This window comes from Amycolatopsis sp. NPDC031561, from assembly GCF_055580625.1.
The window spans coordinates 15104-32791 of record NZ_JBVILA010000049.1; the positions used below are offsets into that span (position 1 = coordinate 15104).

15 protein-coding genes and 1 pseudogene are annotated in these 17688 nt (G+C 65.9%); 11 read left to right on the forward strand and 5 right to left on the reverse strand.

The features are described 5' to 3' along the window. Window positions 1-43: 43 nt before the first annotated feature. From ACZ5IK_RS44315 to ACZ5IK_RS44340, 6 genes and pseudogenes are all read left to right on the forward strand, one after another. Window positions 44-259 carry a hypothetical protein gene (locus ACZ5IK_RS44315; RefSeq protein WP_465493213.1) on the forward strand — a complete coding sequence of 72 codons (216 nt, stop codon included), beginning with the start codon at window positions 44-46 and terminating at the stop codon, window positions 257-259. Between the two features lie 30 nt (window positions 260-289). Continuing rightward, entirely contained in the window at window positions 290-910 is a 621-nt protein-coding gene (locus ACZ5IK_RS44320) for a hypothetical protein (RefSeq protein ID WP_465493214.1), read from the forward strand. Between the two features lie 197 nt (window positions 911-1107). Beyond that, window positions 1108-1335 (forward strand): hypothetical protein, encoded by a 228-nt coding sequence (locus ACZ5IK_RS44325; RefSeq protein WP_465493215.1) that lies wholly within the window; start codon window positions 1108-1110, stop codon window positions 1333-1335. A 63-nt stretch (window positions 1336-1398) separates the two neighbouring features. Beyond that, window positions 1399-1752 carry a hypothetical protein gene (locus ACZ5IK_RS44330; RefSeq protein WP_465493216.1) on the forward strand — a complete coding sequence of 118 codons (354 nt, stop codon included), beginning with the start codon at window positions 1399-1401 and terminating at the stop codon, window positions 1750-1752. Window positions 1753-1910: 158 nt separating this feature from the next. Further along, on the forward strand, window positions 1911-2423 hold the full coding sequence (locus tag ACZ5IK_RS44335; RefSeq protein ID WP_465493217.1) for a VUT family protein: 513 nt from the start codon (window positions 1911-1913) through the stop codon (window positions 2421-2423). 213 nt (window positions 2424-2636) lie between these two features. Continuing rightward, window positions 2637-3949: pseudogene (locus tag ACZ5IK_RS44340) on the forward strand (IS256 family transposase). A gap of 108 nt (window positions 3950-4057) precedes the next feature. Here the strand turns inward: ACZ5IK_RS44340 and ACZ5IK_RS44345 are convergent. From ACZ5IK_RS44345 to ACZ5IK_RS44365, 5 genes are read right to left on the reverse strand one after another with little or no spacing between them, the layout of a single operon-like run. After that, window positions 4058-6031 carry a DUF2272 domain-containing protein gene (locus ACZ5IK_RS44345; protein WP_465493218.1) on the reverse strand — a complete coding sequence of 658 codons (1974 nt, stop codon included), beginning with the start codon at window positions 6029-6031 and terminating at the stop codon, window positions 4058-4060. 25 nt (window positions 6032-6056) lie between these two features. Then, window positions 6057-7157, reverse strand: a complete 1101-nt coding sequence (locus ACZ5IK_RS44350) for a hypothetical protein (protein ID WP_465493219.1) — start codon at window positions 7155-7157, stop codon at window positions 6057-6059. Continuing rightward, a complete protein-coding gene (locus tag ACZ5IK_RS44355) occupies window positions 7157-7441 on the reverse strand; it encodes a hypothetical protein (protein WP_465493220.1) in 285 nt (94 codons plus the stop codon). The genes ACZ5IK_RS44350 and ACZ5IK_RS44355 overlap by 1 nt, the downstream gene beginning before the upstream one ends. A 36-nt stretch (window positions 7442-7477) precedes the next feature. Next, complete coding sequence (locus ACZ5IK_RS44360) at window positions 7478-8731, reverse strand: hypothetical protein (protein WP_465493221.1); 1254 nt, start codon at window positions 8729-8731, stop codon at window positions 7478-7480. After that, window positions 8718-11036: a hypothetical protein gene (locus ACZ5IK_RS44365; RefSeq protein ID WP_465493222.1), complete on the reverse strand. Its 2319-nt coding sequence runs from the start codon at window positions 11034-11036 to the stop codon at window positions 8718-8720. Before ACZ5IK_RS44365 ends, ACZ5IK_RS44360 begins: the two co-directional genes overlap by 14 nt. A gap of 352 nt (window positions 11037-11388) precedes the next feature. On the opposite strand from ACZ5IK_RS44365, the gene ACZ5IK_RS44370 reads away from it, so the two are divergent. The 5 genes from ACZ5IK_RS44370 to ACZ5IK_RS44390 form a co-directional block, all read left to right on the forward strand. Then, a complete protein-coding gene (locus ACZ5IK_RS44370; RefSeq protein WP_465493223.1) occupies window positions 11389-11673 on the forward strand; it encodes a GyrI-like domain-containing protein in 285 nt (94 codons plus the stop codon). A gap of 193 nt (window positions 11674-11866) precedes the next feature. Then, the gene (locus tag ACZ5IK_RS44375; RefSeq protein ID WP_465493224.1) at window positions 11867-12853 is read left to right on the forward strand and encodes a hypothetical protein; all 987 of its coding nucleotides are present in this window, start codon (window positions 11867-11869) and stop codon (window positions 12851-12853) included. Further along, entirely contained in the window at window positions 12819-13346 is a 528-nt protein-coding gene (locus ACZ5IK_RS44380; protein ID WP_465493225.1) for a hypothetical protein, read from the forward strand. The genes ACZ5IK_RS44375 and ACZ5IK_RS44380 overlap by 35 nt, the downstream gene beginning before the upstream one ends. Window positions 13347-13573: 227 nt before the next feature. Then, window positions 13574-14995, forward strand: a complete 1422-nt coding sequence (locus ACZ5IK_RS44385; protein WP_465493226.1) for an esterase/lipase family protein — start codon at window positions 13574-13576, stop codon at window positions 14993-14995. Beyond that, on the forward strand, window positions 14992-17688 hold a 2697-nt coding region (locus ACZ5IK_RS44390), incomplete at its 3' end, for a hypothetical protein (protein ID WP_465493227.1). The genes ACZ5IK_RS44385 and ACZ5IK_RS44390, both read left to right, overlap by 4 nt.

Genomic DNA, 17688 nt, shown 5'->3' on the forward strand with positions numbered 1-17688 from the left:
CCGGCCGCAGCGCCCAGCCTTCCTCACTTCTGGAGCTCCCACCATGCTCGACCTTGTATTGCGTGCCAACGGATTCACCCGCAAGAACGACACCTGGACCCGGCAGAACCTGAATGCCGGAGGCCTTTTCGATCTCGACATCGTCCCGGACGACGACCACTACCTGTGCACGCTGCGCCAGGGCACGGCGCCCCTGCTGAGCGTGAGGCGTGACGCGGACGCAGTAATGAGCCTCGTCGTCACCTTCCTTACATCCTGACGCGAGATCCCAACCCAGCAAGGGGAAACGATGACAGACATGATCATCCTGGCTCGCGAGATCGCGAAACACCTGGAAGGAGACTGGAAAGCGGAGAAGGGTGTCTTCGGCAACGGAACCGACGCTTACCTACACGGTCCCGACGGAGAGAAGTTACAGATCCGGCCAGGAACCACGACATCGACACGGAATCGATTCGAGGTCTACGGCTCTCTCCCCTGCCAGTTCACGCGCCATAAGGAACCTCTGCACCTCATCACCGTCAGCCCCGACAAGGCTGCCGCGCGGATTGCGGGCGACATCACCCGGCGTCTGCTACCCGCGTACCGCGAAGGCATGGTCTCCGCCGCTGACGCGAAACTGCGCCACGAGCTCCGTGAGGCCGAGAAGTCGCACACGGTCAAGACCTTGCTCGGCATCCTGCCGAACGCCGACCACCTCACGCACGCTCAAGACTCGATGGACTTCGGAGGAGGTCGCCATTCGCTGCCGATCGGCGGCCGGCTCCGCGTCCAGTCCAACTCCCAGGTGGTGTGGACGATTGACACCACTAAGGAACTGGCCTTCAGCCTCGCTGAGATGATCTATGCGCTATCCCGCAGCGGGGATGTTCCTCAGGCGCCGAAGACATCAACGACGGACCTTGGCTAGCCACCCATGCCGCAGGCCCATCAGATCCGCGTTCGCCCGTCAACGGCGAGACTCGCGCAACACCACCTCGAATCCTGCGAAGCTCGAATACCTGACAGCGGTCAAGTACACGGCCCTGGCCCGCGGATTCGCCGCGCATCACCTACTGCCCTCCTGATAGCAGTCGCTAGCGCCACCCAGCAGTTGAAGGACAAGACATGAGCAATCGGAAAGAGAGCACCGCTACCGCGCTCAGCGAGTATCTGCGCGACGTCGCCGATGTATTGGGACCACCGTGGCACATCTCGACTCCACGCAGTACCGGCGAGGTCGCCACACTGTCAGGGCCGGAAGGTGGCTCAGTCGCTGTTTCCCTCGAGCAGCGAACAGGCGGGCAACGGCTCGTATTCGAGACCTGGTTGTCCAGCGATCTGCGCGCGCACTAGCCCAAACGGACCGTCCGTCCCCTCGTCACCGTGTCCCCGAAACGGCCATCACACGACGTGGGAATGGATCTGCGGCGGCGCCTCTTGCCCAAGGTGAGCCGGTTCTTCGACGACGCGCGCGATCTCGCAGACCGTCGCCGTCGCGATGCCACCGATCTGCGCAGTGTCCTCGAATCGGTCGCGCTCAAGCTGGGAACAGACGTCAAGGCGAACGGGAAGTCGACCGGGATCGGAAAGTTCGGGCAACCACTGTTCGCGACGGCTCAGGTCATCCAGCCATTGTGGCGGAAAGGCGAGCATGTCGTCCGGTGGAGCATCGACACCCGCCCAGACATCGCGCTAGCCCTCGCTGATCTACTCGCCACACAGGCTTCGAAGGCTGCCAGTGACCACGCCACGGCAGCCGTCGTCGGTTAGCACTCGGGCCCCGGCCCCCCGTCCCCTCCGGCCCCTCGCCCGCAATCGACGACATCACCGAGCGAGCCTCCCGATCCGCGTCCCTCCTCACGCGGGCGCTGCCTGACCGTTTCCGCCTCTGTGCCGGCGACGCACGCCGACTTCCCGGCGAGCCCGGCGTGAGAGCCGACAAGCTGTCCCTCGCCTGCACGGTGCTGTTCGCGGGATACGCGATGACGATCGCCACCGCGAACTGGGCCAGCTCCCTCTGGCCCTCGGTCGCGATCGCAGGCCTGCGGATCCCTGCCGGAGCACTCGTCACCGGACTCGTCCTCACCATGAGGGATCTCTTACAAGACGCCCCTGGAACCCGGACGACACTTCTCGCCGTCGCCCTCGGCGCAGCCCTATCTAGCCTGACCGCGCAACCACGCATCGCATTGGCCAGTGCTACGGCCTTCACTGTCTCCGAGCTCGTCGACCTCGCCGTCTACACCCCGCTTCAACGACGGAGCCAACTCGCAGCCGTGGGCCTGTCAAACGCAGCCGGTCTGCTTGTCGACACCGTGCTGTTCCTTCCCCTGGCCTTCGGATCGTGGGACCAGCTCGCCGGACAACTCGTCGGGAAAGCCGTCACCACCATTCTCACGGTCACGCTGCTCGACCTCGCGCGCCGGAGACGGGCCCCGTAGTGAAGTTCTACCTCGGCGTCCATCAGCCCATCTGGCTCACCCGCCTACCAGACATTCCACTGCTGGTGTCACATGGCCGGCTCGGCCACAGGCGCACGCTGCCCGCGCCATCACCGAATGGGCACTCGACTCCGGTGGTTCTCCAGTCTTTCTGGAGGGACTGTCCCAGTAACGGTGTTTCCGGCCCGACACGCCGGGCGTGAGCTCGGCGGGATGGGCACGGTGGTGATCACACTGGACGTTGTGACTTCACGATCGACGGGTAAGAGCAAGGCGGCGAAGCCGCGGTCGGCGCAGGAGGAGCTGTCGGCCTCGATGGTCGCGCAAGCCCAGGCGCAGGGGTTGGCCTGACCGGCCCGGACGGGCTACTCAAACAGCTGACCAAGACGGTTCTCGAGGCGACGTTGAACGCGGAGATGACCGAGCATCTGGGCCACGAGAAGCACCAGGCCGAGCCGGGTCGCGCCAGCGCGAACGTGCGGAACGGCACCCGGTCGAAGAGGGTGGTCTCGGACGCGGTGGGCGAGGTGGAGATCGCGGTGCCGCGGGATCGGGATTCGAGTTTCGAGCCGGTGGTCGTGAAAAAGCGGCAACGTCGATTGGGGAGCGTGGATGAGATCATGTTGTCGTTGTATGCGAAAGGGTTGACGACGGGCGAGATCTCGGCGCACTTCGCCGAAATCTATGGTGCGTCGGTGTCGAAGGAGACGGTGTCCCCGATTACCGATCAGGTGATCGGCGAGATGAGCGAGTGGCAGTCGCGGCCACTGGATTCGGTGTGTGCGGCGGTGTTCATTGACGCGGTGCACGTGAAGATCCGGGATGGTCAGGTCGCGAACCGGCCGATCTACGCTGCGATCGGTGTCACGCTGGAGGGCCGCCGAGGTGTGCTCGGGCTGTGGGCCGGTCAGGGTGGCGAGGGTGCGAAGTTCTGGATGCAAGTGTTGGTGGACATGAAGAACCGTGGGCTGGGCGATGTGTTCTTCGTGGTCTGCGACGGGCTGAAAGGTTTGCCCGAGGTGGTCGGGAATGTGTGGCCGGCGGCGATCGTGCAGACCTGTGTGGTGCATGTGCTGCGGAATACGTTCAGGCTCGCGTCGAAGCGGGACTGGGACGCGTTGAAGAAGGATGTGAAACCGATCTACACGGCACCGAACTCGGCTGCGGCGGCGGCCGCGTTGGATGAACTGGAGGAGACATGGGGTGGTAAATATGGTGCGATGATTCGGTTGTGGCGCAACGCGCGGGAGGAGTTCATCCCGTTCTTGGACTATGATGTGGAGATCAGGCGTGTGTTGTGTTCCGCGAACGCGATTGAGTTGTTGAACTCGCGGTATCGTCGTGCGGTGCGGGCACGTGGTCATTTCCCGACGGAACAAGCTGCGTTAAAATGCTTGTATCTGGTCACCCGGAGCCTGGACCCGACCAGCGCCGGGCAAGCCCGGTGGACGATGCGATGGAAACCCGCCTTGAACGCTTTCTCGATCACCTTCAGTGACCGCTGGCCGGGCGCTGAGACCTACTGACAACCACGGCCGGAAACACTGTTCGCTTACAGTCCCGAGTGCGTTTCTGCAGCGCTCGTCTGAAAAGCTTGTGGTTGCAAGGTTGTACGGATTCTTGAACCCAGGCAGTCAGCAGGGCTGAGGGACGTTGGCGGCCCGGCCTCGGCAGCGGAGGATTGCCGTCAGGTTGGCCTGGTTGCCCTGCAGGTCCAACATTCCGTTGGGTAGGACCCGCAAAGGACGGTCAGCCACGGTGAGGCCCTGGTTCGGGGTGCCGCCAGGAATGGAGACGTTTCCGCCGGTCACCATGATCTGCCCGGCGCTGGCTGGGGCCGTCACGATGTCGCAGTGCATGCCCCAGTTCACCGGTTGCATGATGTTCTCGTACGTGACGGGTGGCGAGTTCCGGCTTCGGCAGACCAGGTCGCCGAGTTCCGGCGCAACTTCGGTGGCGCGGTAGGCCCAGAAAGGGTTCGCCGTGTTGTTGGTGCAGCGGTTGTTCCGAGCGGCGCGGACGTAGACGCGATGGGCAGTCGAGTAGGCGAAGTCCTGGCCCGCGCCGGCGCTGCGCATCACCCAGGAGACGAACACCGCGCTCCAGTAGTTGTCTTGCTGCCACGCGGGGCTCTGGAGATCGGCCGCGGCCACGGTCGTGCAACAACCGTCCAAATAATACTCCTGAAGAATAGGAGTGGCGGCCCGATCCGTTTCGTGCAGCCACTGCGCCCCGGTCCGCCACCGGGAAAGCTGTGCTCGGGCAACGCGGACGATGGCCTCCGGCAACGGGTCGGCCGCCGGGTTGCCGAGCCGGGTGAGTGCTCGGACGATCGCGACCTTCGTTTGGCTGCCTGCCACCCCACGCGGGCAAAGACCATGGCGCCGCTGGAAAGCCCGGACGGCGTCGCGGGTCGGTGCACTGAAGTTCCCGTCCACCGTGACGGTATGCCCAAGCCGCCCCAGCGCATGCTGCAACTCTCGGACGGCGCTACCGCTGGAACCGACCTGCAGCGGCTGGCCGAGGTTGAAGGACAGGATTCCCCAGATCCAGTCGAGGAACCCGGGCACCTGCAGCTCGGGTTCGAGCCGCACCAGCTGCAGGGTCGCACGCAGCTGGTCGTCATCGGTCTCGGTAAGCATGTCGACGGGCTCGGCGTCGGTGGGAAACCGGTCGCCCTGTGACTGCTCGAGTTCCTCCGCGGAAATATCATCGGATTCAAGTTCCTCGGTGGCAACGTCCGTACCGGACTCGGGTTCACCGGACTCGTATACGTCCGCATCGGACAACTCCGGCTCGTCCCACGTTTCGGCGCTGACCTCGGACCGTGGCCCTCCACCGGGGCGGTACTCCCAATGCCACGGTTCCCGCGTGTACGGCTGGAAACCCAAGCGTGCCGCGTTCTCGGTGAGCCAGCCGTGGAACCAGGTCCGCCGCCACGCGGCCAGAGCCTCCGGCCTGCTGGAGTTGCGGATCGGCGCCCGCTCACGCTCCTGCTGGAAGTCGATGGCGATCCCGGCCTGGTGGTTGCTGAACCCGGGTGCGGCGAGCCATCTCGGCAGGTGGAAGACCTCCAGCATGTATCGCACCGCTTCGGCGCTGTGGGGTCCTGTGCTCAGTGCCTCTCGCTGCCGGGCGGTCCGCCGGTAGTAGCCGGGGAAATTCCGGCGCCAGACCTTGCGCTGGTACTCGCTTCCTCGGTAGCCGCTCGACGCCGAGATGCGGCGGGTCTTCAGGGCGTCCTCGTGCCCGGCCTGTCTGGCCTGTGCCAACGCCTCGTTCGCGGCCGCGAGCAGCCGCCCTGCCTGTTCGGCGGCGTCCCGGCGCATCGATACCGTGGTCCCGGTGACCCGCGCGAGCTCCGGGCCGGTGAGATCGTGTCCGGGCTGCCCGCGCTTCGAGCTGCGCTCCACGTGTGCCTTGAGCACGGCTTCCCGGAACGCGGTCTGCTCCGCGTTGTCGGTCCACGGGATCTCCTCGTCCGGTTCGAGTGCGAGGAACTCCGGAACGTGCTCGGCGAACGGAGTCTCCGCTTCAGCCTCGGACTGCCCTCCCGGTGGCAGGTCGAGCGCGGCCTCGTCAGCAAACGGTGTGTCCACGGTGGACATCGATTGCTCCTTCGCGGGTTCGGGTTCAGCTCGTGGCGACCTTGCCTGCCTTGAGATCGTGCCCGGTCGCGAGCGACCAGTGCGTGATCACCTTGCGGACGTCATCGGAGATCGGCCCGGTAAACAACGCAGGCGCCGAACCCAGCACGCTGAAGATGCCCGTCTCGATCGCGGTCAGCAGTCGCGAGATGGCGTCGGCGATGTCGAAGAAGCTCTTGGACATCGCGTGCGCCGGGAGCTTCACCCTCTCGGCGATCATGAACAGCCGCTGCTCGGGACTCGTCGCCTGGGCCTTCAGCGCGCGCACGATCGGTGAGTCGAAGTCCAGCGTCAGGTGGAACCACGACATGGTCGCGACTGCGGAGAACGCCTCACGCGAGATGTTCGACCCCAGCCCGCGGGTGGTGAGCATGCCCGCCAGCCGGTCGGCCAGATCCTCGATCTTGGCGGTGTCGGTGGGGTTCGGGCCGCTGTCGTTGTTGACATTGATGATGCCGATCCACACCTCGCGCAGGAACTCCTCGAAGATGTTCACGAACTGCGTGTTGGCGGCCGCCGGTTTCGGGTACGGATACGGCGAACCGTCTTCGTTACCGTGGTTGAGATCCATCCCGAACAGGCGGTAGTAGGCATTGCGCCAGATCGCGTCGAGCTGTGGCCGGACCTGGCTGGTCAACGCGGTAATGAAGAACGGCGCTGGGTCACGGTAGAAGAGCTCTTCGGTGTTGCGCAGCCAGTGTTCGCTGCCGTCGGTCGGCACGCCCAGTTCTTCGCCTTCGCGATAGAGCCGGACTACGCGGCGGAAGATGTCGAGCACCCGGGTGTTCTCGATCATGTACGCGTAGATCAGGTGCTCCCAGCGGACGAACCCGTCGGGACATTCGGGTTCCTCACCGTCGAAACTAGTGAGCCTCGTTTTGTTGCGGTCGAACCCGGGGAACACCTCTAGCAGGTACTCGGGCAGGCCGGGCAGGTCGCTGCGGTGGTCGGGGTGGCCGACCGGCTTGGTCCGGTCGTTGACGCGGAAGTTCCATGCCTCGTCAAGCAGCGCGGAGAGTTCGACCGGGTGCAGCCGGAAGAGGAACTCGGCGCCGCCGGGGACCGAGGCGGCCAGCTGTCGGAACATCACGACCTCCCGGCCTGGTCCACGATCACGCCGACGCAGATGTCGCTGTTGGCGTTGCACGCGCCTTCGAGCTCGGCGATTCGCGCCTGGCAGCTCAGATCCGGCAGGCACCAGAGCGTGCGGTCGGTCTCCGGGACGTCGCGCAGATCCTTGGTCAGACGGCCGTAGCGCTCCCGCGCGAGGTCGACAGCGGTCGGGGGGTCCGTCCGGGTACCCGCCGACCCTCTCGTCCCTCTCGCCGGTCTGGTCGTCGTGCTCTTCGCGGTGCTCTTCTCTTCGGCCATCCGTCCTCCTCGACTCCGTTGTCGGTGTCCCCTGCCTCAGGCCGCACGCTCACCGCCCCCGAGCCGGGTCATCCACGCTTCCTGTTCCGTCGCGAGCTCGACCGCCCGCTCAGGCTGTGTCGCCGCTTTCCACCCGCTCAACGCCAGCAGTCGCAGCCCTTCCGTCCACAACCAGTGCATCGATGTGTACAACGCCGGGCCGAGCCGGTTCTCCAGCGATTCGAGCGCGTCCGGCGCGACCCGCTCAGGCGGGACCAGCGCGCTCAGTGACCGCCCACCGAAGGCGTCCAACGGCTCAGTGAGCAGGACAGCGGCGACGATCGGAAGCACCGGCAGCGACGCCTCGACGAGGTCGCGCACCTCGGGATCCGGACAGGCTTCCAGCGGGTGGTCGGCCCGCCAGGTCTGCTCCAGCGCGTCCCACGGTCCGGCACCGTAGGCGAGGCGGCACATCGCGGTGTTCAGCAGCACCCGCAGGTAACCGACCGGGTGCGGATCGCCGGGTGGCAACCGGAAGACGAACCGTTCACCGCCGGAGAGCACGTCGTGCAGGTTGGCCACCGCCGCGTAGCCGGTATGCACGAAGGCGAATGCGTCGGCTGTGATCTCGGACGTCCAGCCGGTCCAGACGTCGCGGACGTCGGGAACCGATGCGAGCCTGTTCCTGAGCGCCACCGCCGTCTGCGGATTCCAGCCGGTCTGGTGTGCGAACTGGTGGCCGCATTCGTGGATGAGCGATGTCGGACACAGGAGGCTGTGCCGCACGATCTTGATGGTGGCAGCCGGGCTTTCCGTGCCCGCGTCCCACAGCCGCAGTCCCGCCTTGAGAATCGCCGCGCCGACGCCGTTGTCCAGATAGGTCAGCACGGACGGCGTCTGCTTGCGCAGTGGGTCGAGTGCCATCGCCATGCTGCGGTACGCCAGGCTGTCGCAGGCCTGCAGGAGCGCGGCGATCCGCGGGTTCGTACGGGTGTTGACCGCGTCCGCGTAGAAGTCCACTGTGGTCTCGGCGCGCAGGTACGACTCCCGGAAGTCGAGCAGCCGACGGCGCACAGCTACGAGCTCAGCGGGCGTACGTGCCCCGGCGAGCGCCGCCCGGAGCCCGGCGCTCCGCGCGACGAGCGTGTCCACAGTGGACGCCAGTGCAGCCCGGACCGCGATACCGAGGTAGCGCTCAAGGCTCGACCATGCGGCGGCCGCCGCATGGTCGTCGAGGGCGCCGAGCCGCCCGGCCGCCGCCGTCCAGTGGCCGATCTGGCGGGCCAGCTGAACCCGATCAGGGGCGTCCATGACCGGCGCTCACCGTTACGCGGGGCGACTGCTCGGACCCGCGCAGTGCCCGCGGCGCGGCGCCCAGCGCGGCGCGAACCTCCGGCAGCACTGGCGGGGAGACCAGGACGGCACGCACCGTCACCCCATCGGCGGGCGCCTCGGTCGCGGTGACGAAGGCGTCGCGCTGGTCCTTTATCAGCTCGGCCAGGCTCCGGGTCAACCCCTGTTCTACATCCTGGGCCAGCCGTGCGATCGTAGCCGGGGAAACCCGGCGCAGCGCGATGGCGGCCCAACGAGGCGGTATCGCACCGTGCACGACGCGCAGCCGATGGCAGTCCAGTGCGGCGCCGATCCGCTGTCGGAGGCCAGGGACCAACGGGGCCAACACGCGCCCGGCGGACAGGCCGCGGCGGAGGCCGGTGGCGACGGCCTGGGCGTCAGCCTCGCTCAGGAACAGCTCGGTGACGACCGTGTCATCCGGGAAACTCAACGTCACGGTGGCCTCGGTCGGCCGGGACGGCAGCGTCGGCTGCTGTGACGGTACGTCGGCGACTTCCAGGTAGTAAAGACGCTGCCCCACGCCGAGCAGGCGATTGCTGGCCAGGTAGCGGGGATCGGTGTTCTCGCCAAGCGCCGGCTCACCAAGCAGCAGGCCAGCGGCCTCGGGCGTCAGCGGATGCAGCTGCGCGGCGTCGATCCCGGGCACGCCGCGTTCTCCCTGCGCGATGTCCACTACGGAGGTGCCGGGAATGGCTTCGAAGAGGTGGACACGGGCGCGCATGCCCGCGCCGGGCGGCCGCCCGAACCGTTGGTACAGCACGGAACTCAGCGGAAGACCGCGGAAGCTCCGGATGTGCGCCGCGTGGTAGGGCGAGATGGTGACCCACGGCATGCGCGTGTGCTTGCGGTAGCGCTTTACTCCGCGCAGCGGCAGCGGCACCCACACCCCGCACAGCGACCGGTCCTGCCGGAGCTCGGGGCGCTGCAGGTAGGTTTCCTCGGTCAGCACGTGCGGCAGGCTGCGGGCCGCAGCCTGCTCGAAGGCTTCGAGGAGGTAGCCCTCCAGCAGCGTCTCATCGCTCAGCACATGCTCGGGCAGATCGGCCACCTTGCGCAAGGTGTCCTCGACGACGGTGGCCGCCGCCGTGGCCGCCGCGCGCCGCTCGTCCGCAGGCGTAACCTCCAACTGAATGAGCTTCAGGCCCGCCTCCACCAGGGCCCGAGACATAGGTCTGGCGGTCTCCTTGCCGACGACCTTCGCAAGCAGCCCGTTGAGCATCCCAGACAGGATCTTCACGAGTTTGGAGCGGCCGCCAGTCACCCGCAGGGCGAGTCGCAGGATGGGCAGCATCGCCGGGAGAAACGCTTCTATCTCTGGCGTGATGTCGGCGCCGTCCTCGGCTTCGGCGAGCTGGGAGATGAACCGCTCGCGGGCCCGGCCCAGCTCCTCGACCGGGTCAGGCGCCGACTCGGGCTCGCGGACGTAAGTTGCGGTTTCCTGCTCTATGACCGCTTCGGTGTCGGCGAAGACCGTGTCCGCCACCTGGAGGTCAAATTCTTCCTGCAAACCGCGGACATCACCGGTAGCGTCCCCCGCCGTGTCGTCGGTTTCACGCAGGAATGGCAGCCGACGCGCCAGCCGCTCCGCAGCTGGACGCAGCTCCGCCGGAATCCATTTGAGCCCGATCTTCAGCGCCTTCTTGAGCAGGGCAACGGCGATCGGCTTCAGCTTCCGCAGCAACGGTCCGAGGGCGATGTTCGCCACCGCTTTGAGGCCGCGTTTGGCCAGGCTGACGGCCTTGCCCGCCACTTTCTTGAATACCTTTCCGATCCCGCCGAACAGGAACTCAAAGGCAGGCGGAACGGTCGCCGCCCGAGCCACGGAATCGAGAATCGTCGCGGCCTCGGCTTCCGACAACGATCGCAGCTGCTGGTCACCCGCCGCATCCGCCATGGCGTCGATCGCGGCCTCGAGCTCGCGGATCAGCGGCAGGTAGCGGGCTTCGACCTGTGCTCGCGCCTCCCGCGGCTCCGTGAGCACCGTGCCGTCTTCCCCCGATAAGAGATCGCCGTAGTGCCTGGCGGACTCCGCGGCCAGCTGGAAGAGGGCGTCGTCGAGTTCCTCGACGTAGAGTTCGCCAAGGAAACCGACGTATTCCTGATCTTCGAGATCCGCGAGCCCATTCTCCTCGTCGGCGCGATAACTACGCAGGAAAGGGCTGCCATAAATCGGCGCAAGATCGACCAGCCGTGGCGCCTCCTGGGTGTCGTCGACTTCGAAACTCGTGATCGAGACGAACGGACTGGACTGCGACACCGACACAGCAGCCTCCCTCATGCGGGATGCCGGGACGCGCCCAGCATCTGCCCATGTCCAAGCCAGGTCAAGAAAACGCAAAGCCGACGAATAGAAATACCGCCGATCGGCGGTACGGACTCCGCCGACGAGGGGCACAACACGCCCTCTGAAACCTTCACGTCAATTGCTCACCAATTCCACGGCCGGGATTTTCCGTGATCAGGAAGTCGGTTGATGTGCGGAACAGGCAGTCGCGATCTTCAAGCGCCCACTCGCGCCTTCCTGCCTAGCATCACCGTCACGAACCGAGCCAAACTGCCCTGATAGGCCTGGCTCCAATGATTCCTCCACGAAATCCGCCATCTCTTTAACAACCGTGTCGTCACCAAAGAGCCGATCGAGGGCGACGACCGCGTACGCGCGGGCGTCCTGCCAGCGGGCCGGTACGCCAGCCTCACCTACATCAACCACGCACGCCGCGCGCACCACACTGCTCGAATGGGTGCGGGACAACGGCATCACGCTCGACGGGTGGACGGAGCCCGCCGGTCACCACTTCGCGTGCCGGTACGAGGTCTACCTCACCGACCCGCGATCCGAGCTCATGAAGACCAACTGGCGCGTCGAACTCGGCATCCTCCTCTCCGACGACAGCACCTGACCGCCTGCCACCCTCCTCTCGACAGTGGCGGACGTCGGGCGAGTGAACGCTACTCGGCTAGAAGAGAACGTTCGAGCGGCGGCGGGAGTCGACGACGCACGACGGTGCGACGTGCTGGCCGCCCAGCAACCGGCGCTGTCATCCGCGACCGCCACGCCAGCGCCAGCCAGGTCCTTGTCTCGGGTGAGGAATAGTGCATGGTCGGAATAAGTACCTTCCACCAGTAATCCGGCAGATCACCCACAACAGCGTCGTCAAGCACTACGGCGCCCCCTCGGTCACCTCCACCAAACGCAAACGCGACCCCGACCTGCCAACCCAGCACTGGTGGATCATCGAACCGGCCGCCAAAGCGATCTTCACCGCCTCCCAGCTGTCCCTACACCCGCAGCTGGCGTTCGGCAGGGTCCGCGACGGCAGCGACGACGACGGTTTTTCCAGCCAGCACGCCATCGTCTCCTTCATCCGCCGCGTGAACGGTTCGCACCGCTACAACGGCCTGCCCGCCATCCCGGACAGCAAGATCACCCCGCACATGTTCCGGCGCACCATGGCGATGCTCGCCCGTGACCACCCCGGCTCCGAGATAGCCCTGGGCATCCAGCTCAAGCACGTCGCCACCCGAGCCTTGGCCAACCGCTCCACCCCCGGCCACACCAGAACCGCGCCAGCATGGGCCCGCCGCCTCGACGACGCCCTCGCCAGCACCCGATTCCAGCGCCTGCAGGACCTCTACGACGCCCACCGCCGCGGTGACACCATCGGCTACGGACCGGCGGCCGACCGGTTGCGCGACACTTTCGACAGCTTCACCCGCGTCTCCGAGCAAACCCAGCACGGCGACGCTCGCATCGAGTACGACCTGCTCCGCAAGGCCCGCATCTCGATTCGCTTCGGCAAGCTCAACCACTGCACCCTTGACGAGACCAACCCCGTCGGCGCCAAATGCCTGGAGAACACCATCATCCCGCCCGGACATCAGGGGCCGCTGGTCGACCGCTGCCAACCCGCCCGCTGCGGCAACAGCCTTTTCGGCCCAGAACACATCCCCGCCTGGCGAACCGAAGAACACACCCTGCTCACACTCCTCGACACACCCAAGATCGCGCCCACCCGCAAGACCGCGCTGCAACGGGAACTCGACGATGTCCGCACCGTCCTCCGGAAGGCCAAATCGTGACCCCCGCGAGCGGCGACGTCGTCTCACCGCACACCGAGAAAGCGCTCCGGGAAGCCATGAAACGCCTGCTCGAAGCCACCCCGAGCACACCGACGGCCGCCTGACCAAAGCCAACCTCGGACGCGAAGCCGGAGTCAGTCACGCAGCCCTCTTCCGCGCCAGGACCATCCTCACCGAATGGGACACCGCTCTCGACGCCGTCGGCAAGCGAACGCCCCAGCAGACACGCCACGACCAGGAGACCCACTCGCTACGTGCCAGCCTCACCAAGAAAACTGACGAATGCACCCAGCTCCGCCGACGCCTCGAAGCAGCAGCCACCGTCATCGCCACCCTGCACCTTGAGAACACCGCCCTGCGCCAACAACTCGGCCGCAAAGGCACCGTCGTTTCACTCCGAACACCCGCAGCGGACTCCTTCAGAGAACTCACGGACCGAAGAGTTTCCTCATCTGCCGATCTTCGGAACGATCTGGATAGTGATATCACGTGACCAGAGCTATCGAGTTTCGAATAATGTGAAACATGCGGCTTCATCAGGCACATCACGGCGTCGCGAAGACCCGTATCTCAGAAATGAGAAAGTTGGTCAATTACTACCACTGATTCGCATGGCCTGGTTCGTCATGCGGCCGACCGAACCGTGATACACAGCCGGTAACCCGTGTCGTTGGACGAACGACTGAAGGGGGTGAACAAGTTGATCGGCTGGGAGGGCTGATGGGCCTGAAGCATCTGCTAGTGATCGTTCCAGGCATCGGCGGAAGCGTCCTCGAAGACCCGGACGGCCGACCCTTGTGGGGACAGAACCTGCAGAGAACAGTGCGGTCAGGATTCGCTCCAGCCGGCTTGGCGATGTCCGAGCCGGTAGTACCGGTCGGGCTTTTGCCGAGCATGAGGGTGCTGCCCTGGAAGAAGGTCGCGGGGTATGACCGGCTAGTTCAGCAGCTGATGAACAAGTTCCGATTGGGACCCGACGATATCGACACTGTCCATCCGGGTAGGGCCCCTCGGCCTGGGGCGAGCGTGTTGCTGTTTCCCTACGATTTCCGCCAGGGGATGGCATCCAACGCCGAGCGGCTGGAGGCGGAGATCGCGCGCCGTGTGGGTGATCGGCAGGTGATTGTGGTTGCTCATTCGATGGGTGGCGTGGTGGCCCGCTGGTGGTGGGCGGTCTTGGGCGGTCACCGGATCTGCCGGTCCCTGATCACGGTGGCCACGCCGCATCGCGGCGCGCCGAAGGCGATCGACTGGCTTCTCAATGGTGTCCGACTGGGCCCCACATCGGTGGCTGCAATGTCGAGCCAGCTACTGGAGGATGCCGCTGAGGTGGTGTCCGGTTGGGATTCCACCTGGGAGTTGTTGCCACGCTATCCAGCGGTGCTGGACGCCGGCGGCCCGGTGTATCCGCACGAGGTGTCGGTCGTGCCGGAGTCATTCAGTCTACGCGCGAAAGCTGCGTATGAGCGGCACTTGGAGCTCGAGGCGGGCTGCAGGGACTTATTCGAGTCGACGCCGGAGGCGAGGTCGCGATTCATGGCCTTCTATGCCACCGGGCATGCGACGGCAGGTCGGGCGGTGGTCGACGGGGAGCGTGTTCGGGTGAGCCGGGCAGACGCGGAGTGGCTGCCGAGCCAGGGGTGGGAGGGCGGGGACGGCACGGTGCCCGCCGTTTCTGCCACTCCGGTGGAGTACTCGGCTGACGGTGACGATGGGGTCTATCACCGAACTTGGTGGCCGGAACCGCACTTGCCCATCGCGTCCGCGAGCGGTGTGGTCGAGTTCGTCGCCCGGTTCGAGGCGGCTCCGCTGGATGCCGTGCACGGTGAACAGGGGCCGGACCGGCCGTGGGTGGGTTTCGATGTGGATGACGTCACTGCCGCCGGGGTGCCGTCGACGGCGTCCGTGAAGTTGTGCGGAGCCGACCCGCAGCAGGTGAAAGCTCGGATCCGGGTGATCGCCGAACCTGGCACAACGACCGAGATGCCCGACAGCCTCCCGGTGGAGTGGGACAACGGAAGGTGGCGAGTCGAGATCCCCGCTCTGCCAGCGGGGGCGCACCGACTGCGGGTCGAGCTTGATCACGTGCCCGAGGTGGACCGGGTCATCGGCGAGGACATCATCGGGGTGATCGAGCCATGACAGGATGGCGATGGGACCGGGCCGCGGATCCAGGCGAGCTGGCCCGATATGTCCAGCAGGACCTGGCTCGCAAGCTGCTGCCGGCAAAACTGGCCAGGAGACTACCTGGGCCGCGGAGCACGGCACCGGCCGAGAAGGCGCGGCTGATCTACGAGGTGTTCGCCGACACCGACGTGCGCTACGTGGGCGAGCCAACCACCAGCGGCGACGGGCTACAGACCGTCCGCCCGGTGGACCAGGTGCTGGCCCGGCCACGGCACGCCACCTGCCTCGACATCTGCGTGGCCTACGCCGGGGCTTGTCTGGACGCCGGGCTGCATCCGATCATCGTCGTGTTAGACGCACGGCACGGCGGGCCCGGGCATGCCATCGTGCTGATCTGGCTGGACGGCTCATGGTCTGCAGCGGAAGGCAGCGCCCCGTTCCAGAACATAGTGCAGGTGACCGCACCGGTGACCGAGGACGGGTTCCCGCTGCTAGGGGAGATCCGTGCGACAGTCGACGCTGGCGGTTCCTTCCTCGCGATCGACGTCGCTGGCGCAACCTGGCCGGCAAAGATGTCCGCACCGACAAAAGACTGGGCCACCGCAGTCGCTGACGGTGCCGAGATGATCGCAGCAACCACCATGACCGTCGGCAGGTGGCAGTGGGGACTAAGCATCGACGTCGGGCTGTCCCGGCACACTATTCCCGCAGTTGACTTGATCGACTGGGGGCGGCCGAACTTCCAGCCACTGACCGACCCCTACATCACGCCAAATCCAGATGCCCGCCCACTAACGCAGATCAAGGCCAGGCAGGGCCTTGTGCCGTTCTACACCCGCGATGAACTGGATCTGCTACTGGAGTGGGCTGAGGCAAACATCTCGACCCCGGACGGCGTGGAACTGGCCGTGCTGCACGGAGTGGGAGGCGCTGGCAAAACCCACCTGGCCGCCGAGCTGTGCCGCCGGCTGCACCTGGCAGGCTGGTACACCGGGTTCCTGGCCAAGAAACCAGTGCCGAGTAACAAGGACCTGGCCTGGCTCGCGGGCGTGGAATCGCCTGTGCTGGTCGTCGTGGACTACGTCGAGGACACTGGCGTCGCAGATATCCTCGCTATCCTCAAGGCACTCCGTGGCCGGGAATCACCCACCAGGGTACTGCTGACAGCCCGCGCGATTGGCGACTGGCTCACGACCATCACCGGAGACGCCGAGCGTGACGGCCTGAGCATCGCCGCGCCACGCCTCGTTCCCCTCCCGCGGCGACATCCAGCTTCGGCCGGCGTGTTCCGCCGCGCCGCGCAACGGTTCGCCCAGCTACCCGGCATGGTAAGCACCACCATCGAACAACCGCCCCCGAACCCGCGCTGGACCACCCTGGACCTGGTGTTACAGGCGTATCTGGCCGCCGCGGGCACCGCCGATGACGCTCTCCCGACCCAGCGCGACACACTGTACGACCTGATCCTGCATCGGGAATTTGCTTACTGGCAGCGAACATGCGTCAAACGCAATTTGCCCGACTATGACTCAAAACTGCTGGCCCGCGCGGGGGCCGTGCTGACACTCCTCGAACCGTCCACCACTGATCGAGCGACCCGGAGTCTCACGGCGATCGAGGAGCTAATTCTGCCGACCCTCGACCGGGCCACCTTCATCGACGTACTGACCGGGCTTCTGACCCCCGATGCCGCCGACGAAGGCTTCGCGATCCGGCCCGATCCCGTGGGTGAACGACTGGTGTTACGAGAATTCACCGCCACTCCGGCTCTGCTGGATCGCTGCATCCCACCCGACCCGACCACCGATCAAAGGCTCGCTCAGCGTCCCGAAGACCCAGATGCATTAGCTGACGCGCAGGCCGCGATCAGGGAAGGCTTCCGCGCCTGCACCGTCCTCACCCGCGCCGCCGAGCAGGACACCCACGGTGCCTTAGGGCTGACCCAGCGGCTGCTGGCACACCACACCTACTTATGGTCGGCCGGCCTGGCCGTTGCCCTCAACCAAGGAGGCCCATTCTCCGTCGTTTTGACCGAGCTCGCCGAACACAATGACACCCCCCTGCCACTGGCACAGATCGCTACCGCTATACCCCCAGGACATGCGGCGCTCCGAGCCCTGGCCTTAACCGCAACACAGCACAGCACAGCAGAACCAGACCCCACCTCCACCGACAACGACAATCTCGCAGCACGCGCCGCCTGGTCGAACAATCTCGCCATCCGACTCGGTGAGGTTGGTGACCGGACCGGCGCACTGGCCGCGATCGACGAAGCCGTCAGCCACTACCGGCAACTCGCCGACAACAACCCCGGAGCTTTCCTCCCCGACCTCGCCGGCTCGTTGAACAACCAAGCCACTATGCGCAGTAACGTTGGTGACCGCACCGGCGCACTGGCCGCGATCGACGAAGCCGTCACCTTGCGACGGCAACTCGCCGACAACAACCCCGCAGCCTTCCTCCCCAACCTCGCCATGGCGTTGAACAACCAAGCCACCATGCGCAGTGAGGTCGGGGACCGCACCGGCGCACTGGCCGCGATCGACGAAGCCGTCACCCACTACCGGCAACTCGCCGACAACAACCCCGCAGCCTTCCTCCCCGACCTCGCCAGCTCGTTGAACAACCAAGCCACTATGCGCAGTAACGTTGGTGACCGCACCGGCGCACTGGCCGCGATCGACGAAGCCGTCACCTTGCGACGGCAA